Consider the following 3898-nt stretch of genomic DNA (forward strand, 5'->3'; position numbering starts at 1 on the left):
CTGCGCCTCGGTGAAACGGCTCTTCCTCATGCGTCTGCTCCTTCCTCGTGGGCAGACTCTACATCAGAATGAGGGACCTTTCGGGGGGCAGGTCAAACACAATGCAGTCATTAACTCGTTGGAACTTACCACGAATCAAGTTGGTTAGCGCTGTGTCCACGGAGGGGCGAGAGTAAACCAACGCGCCGTCTTTTCGCTTAACAATATCTACAGATTCTTGACCACATCCGATAAGCACCTGAGAGATAATCACCAGAGAGCTAAGGCTAAAGCGCGCGCGCGTCACGGCGTAACATATCCATTGACAGTCTTAACTGAGAACGGCGAGTAAGCCCTTATCGTTGTTAGCGGTGAAAATAGAAAGAAGCAGCGCCGCATGACAGCGCCCCGTCCGTTCGCCAAAGGTTCTCTCTTAGCGTACGTAAAACTCACTTTCGTGTAGTCACCCCTGATACGCGAAGCGCCGTAAACTGGCTTGTTTTCACGAGGGCAACGCGGCCAACTTCTTCGCTTCCTTCCATTCCGGAAGCGAGATTCACAATTTCGTTCGGCTTCACATGTTTCAACGCCATCGTCGTCTCCTTGGGTCATTTCCGCGCTGGTCTCTGGCTTATCCATGCAGGAGGGTCACTAGCGGGGAAGGACTCTAATGATGCCTGGTCCACTGCATCCCAGACCGCACCTTGTCTGTTTAGCTCGCAGGTCCGAGCTCTCACTGCCGCTTCTATCTCCCGATGCGTGCCGGATTTCGTGCCCTCGATGGCATCTTCAATATCCGTCGCGCACGAGCATATCGTTTCACCAATGGCTTTCTCAACGTCGGAGTCGAGTGTCTCACCCGGTTTCTCCTGCCAGAGTTTGTGAGCAAGCTGTGCCGCCTCTTCGATGGCCTCTGGAGATATCGGATCATCATATTCGCGCGGCATGAAGTCCCTTCTGATTACGACAAGGGAAGGTAGTCTGCTTGTTTCGAACAAGCCATCCGTCGTGCGATAAAACCCGATCGTCCCTGCCTTTCTTGTGACGAACTCTGAAGCGCCCCTGGTGTTCGAAGGCTCCCTACCGAGTGGCAGGGACGGTTCACGTCAGCCGGATCTTGCGGGTTGGAATCCCTTCCCGATCACCGCCGCTTCAACCCAGCTACGCGTTTGAACGCCGGCTGAAGCATTATGCGTGACAAGATCAAACCCCTGGTCATGGCGGGGTCCGTGAGCTTAGGGTGGTGGAGCGACAGAATAGGAAACCTACCCCTGGGCCTAATCGTTTCGTTGCCAACTCTGCAAGGGAGCACTTCAGTATGTCCAAACCACTGTCCCCCGAAACCATGGCCTTGGTGAAGGCAACGGCTCCAGCGCTCCAGCAGCATGGCGTGGATATCACCACGCGCATGTACCAGCGCCTCTTCGTCGATCCCGAGATCAAGGCTTTGTTCGACATGGCCGCTCACGAATCTGGCGCTCAGCCGAAGCGCCTTGCCGCGGCGATCCTCGCCTTTGCTCAGAACGTCGACAAGCTGGATGCACTAAAGCCCGCTATCGAACGGATTGCCGCACGCCACGTTCAGACCCACATCAAGCCTGATCACTATCCTGCTGTAGCTAACGCGCTCCTTCCAGCGATCCGTGACGTATTGGGAGAGGCTGCAACCGACGATATTCTGAATGCATGGGGCGAGGCCTATTGGTTCCTCGCGGACATCCTCATCAACCGCGAGGTGGAGCTTTACGAAGGACAAGTGGCGTGACCACTACAGCCCCAGGCCTTCCTGAGGGGCTGCAATTATACAAGCGCACCGACACTTTCTCTGAGGAGACCACTCCCAAAGGGCTGCTCAATGTTCATTCAACCAAGGACGGGTATGGGGAGTCATCACGGTTGAAAGCGGTAGCCTGAGATACAGAGTGACGGATAACCGACGAGAGCCATTCGAGAAGGTGCTCACACCGGAAGACTCGCCCGGAGTCGTTGAGCCAACTATCCAGTATAACGTGACACCGCTCGGATCAGTCTGCTTCCATGTCGCATTCTATCGTGCAGCGAGGTAGGGAAAAAGCCAAAGCTGAGCTGCCCACGCCCCGCTGATAAGGCAGATTCAGCTTTAGGCTATAACTGCCACTCTCAGCCGACCGCAAAACCTAGTCAGTTATTCAGTGATCCTCTTCGGCTTAAGGTCAACGACAAGTCTGCGTTGGCTTGACGGTGTGATCCACCGAATGCACGACAAACAGGTGTTTTCGGACGCTTGAGCGGCCAGCTAGCGCTTAGACCCCATGACTGCCCGAGCCTCGGAGGCTCGAATCTGAGATGCTGATGATGGATTTTTCAGCAGCGGAGGCGAGTCATGACGGACGCAGTGAAATACGTTGGTCTGGACGTGCATAAGGAAACCATTGCGGTCGCTGTTGCCGATGGACAGCGCGGAGGCGAGGTGCGTTTCATCGGAACAGTCGCCAACGAGGACGATGCGGTCAGAAAGCTGGTCAAGCGACTAACGGGACCGGGCGTTACGTTGAACGTCTGCTACGAAGCTGGTCCCTGTGGCTATGGCCTGCATCGGTTGCTGACGAAGCTGGGGCAGGATTGCATTGTCATCGCCCCCTCAATGATGCCGCGACGCCCGGGCGACCATGTGAAGACGGACCGACGTGACGCGATGACACTGGCGCGGCTGCTACGCGCCGGCGAACTCACCGCGATCTGGGTGCCGGACGAAGCGCATGAGGCGGTACGCGATCTCATCCGCGCTCGGCGAAATGCGCAGGACGATGCCATCGGGGCCAAGCAAACGGTGCGCAGCTTCCTGTTGCGTCATGATCGTCGTTTCGGCGGCAAGGCGGCCTGGACGAAAATGTACTGGCGGTGGTTGTCCGAGCAGCGGTTCGATTTTCCCCACCAACAGCTGGCATTCGAGGAAATGCAGAAGCGGGTGCTGGAGGCGCAGGCGCGAGTGGGACGGCTCGAGGCAGCATTGGCCGAAGCGGTGGATGCATGGTGTTTCGCGCCGCTGGTCCGCAATCTGCAGGTCCTGCGCGGTATCAGGCTGGTCAGCGCTGCGACGCTGGTCGCTGAAGTAGGCGATCTCACCCGCTTCGACAATCCTAAGCAGTTGATGGCGTATGTTGGCTTGGTGCCGTCCGAGCACTCCAGCGGCGCCCGGACCAAGCGAGGCCGGATCACCCGCGCGGGCAACGCGCAGGCACGAACCATGCTGATCGAGGCGGGCTGGTCGTATCGGCTGCCCGCTCGCGAGGAACGGCGCTACCGTGAGCGGGTCATCGACTTGCCCGAGGACATCCAGGCAATCGGGTGGAAGGCACAGGTTCGCCTGTCTCAGCGCTACCGTCGCCTAGCAGCCACCGGCAAGCCGCAGCCGAAGGTGACCACTGCGATCGCGCGTGAACTGGTCGGCTATGCCTGGGACATCGCCCGTCGGGTGTCACCGGCGGTCGCTGGCTGATCCACGCACAACGATCACGAGAGGAGGCGCCAGCGCATCACCTGCATAGCCTTGGCCGGCGTGCCGCGGGCACCCGACTGTGATGGGCAATCCGCGGTGTACGGTGGGGCAGGTTCGTCCGACGCCCGAACTTAGACGAAGGATAGGCCCAGCGACGGATACGGGTAGTGCGGTAACCAACCCGCGGATGAGAGCATGATCAATCGTCGTCGATCAGGCGTCCGCGGCACACCCGCCAAGGTCAATGCGAACGCTGGTCTTGCGGCCAGCGAAGGGGTAAACTCGGGCAGTATCTCGGATGGCAGTCATGAGAGCGTATATCTGGGTCCGTTCTATGTACCGACCCCTGGAAGTTATAGGCGAGGTTCGCCATCCCGATCTTGATGCGGGCACGGGCGATGCCGATAGTGCGTACCACCAAGCCCATGCGGTGCTTCTGGC

Annotated in this window: 5 protein-coding genes; 3 read left to right on the forward strand and 2 right to left on the reverse strand. The window is 58.4% G+C overall.

Annotated features, from left to right (window positions below; translation table 11 throughout):
• Positions 1–428 precede the first annotated feature (428 nt).
• Both QOL62_RS19540 and QOL62_RS19545 read right to left on the reverse strand, forming a co-directional pair.
• Complete coding sequence (locus tag QOL62_RS19540) at positions 429–572, reverse strand: hypothetical protein (protein WP_283407289.1); 144 nt, start codon at positions 570–572, stop codon at positions 429–431.
• 15 nt (positions 573–587) lie between these two features.
• Positions 588–926, reverse strand: coding sequence for a hypothetical protein (locus QOL62_RS19545; protein ID WP_283407290.1), 339 nt, complete (start codon positions 924–926; stop codon positions 588–590).
• 371 nt (positions 927–1297) lie between these two features.
• Here QOL62_RS19545 and QOL62_RS19550 point away from each other — a divergent pair, with 371 nt between their 5' ends.
• The 3 genes from QOL62_RS19550 (at position 1298) to QOL62_RS19560 (ending at position 3457) form a co-directional block, all read left to right on the forward strand.
• On the forward strand, positions 1298–1744 hold the full coding sequence (locus QOL62_RS19550) for a globin domain-containing protein (RefSeq protein WP_043150706.1): 447 nt from the start codon (positions 1298–1300) through the stop codon (positions 1742–1744).
• 157 nt (positions 1745–1901) lie between these two features.
• Entirely contained in the window at positions 1902–2045 is a 144-nt protein-coding gene (locus QOL62_RS19555) for a hypothetical protein (RefSeq protein WP_234831532.1), read from the forward strand.
• Positions 2046–2341: 296 nt separating this feature from the next.
• Positions 2342–3457 carry an IS110 family RNA-guided transposase gene (locus QOL62_RS19560; RefSeq protein ID WP_283407291.1) on the forward strand — a complete coding sequence of 372 codons (1116 nt, stop codon included), beginning with the start codon at positions 2342–2344 and terminating at the stop codon, positions 3455–3457.
• Positions 3458–3898: the final 441 nt, after the last annotated feature.

The sequence above is a fragment of the Novosphingobium panipatense genome (assembly GCF_900182875.1).
Taxonomy (GTDB): domain Bacteria; phylum Pseudomonadota; class Alphaproteobacteria; order Sphingomonadales; family Sphingomonadaceae; genus Novosphingobium; species Novosphingobium panipatense.

What these genes read in the sequence shown, in the direction of transcription:
- QOL62_RS19540 (WP_283407289.1), bottom strand. Translation starts at nt 572, where the DNA reads ATGGCGTTGAAACATGTGAAGCCGAACGAAATTGTGAATCTCGCTTCC.
- QOL62_RS19545 (WP_283407290.1), bottom strand. Translation starts at nt 926, where the DNA reads ATGCCGCGCGAATATGATGATCCGATATCTCCAGAGGCCATCGAAGAG.
- QOL62_RS19550 (WP_043150706.1), top strand. Translation starts at nt 1,298, where the DNA reads ATGTCCAAACCACTGTCCCCCGAAACCATGGCCTTGGTGAAGGCAACG.
- QOL62_RS19560 (WP_283407291.1), top strand. Translation starts at nt 2,342, where the DNA reads ATGACGGACGCAGTGAAATACGTTGGTCTGGACGTGCATAAGGAAACC.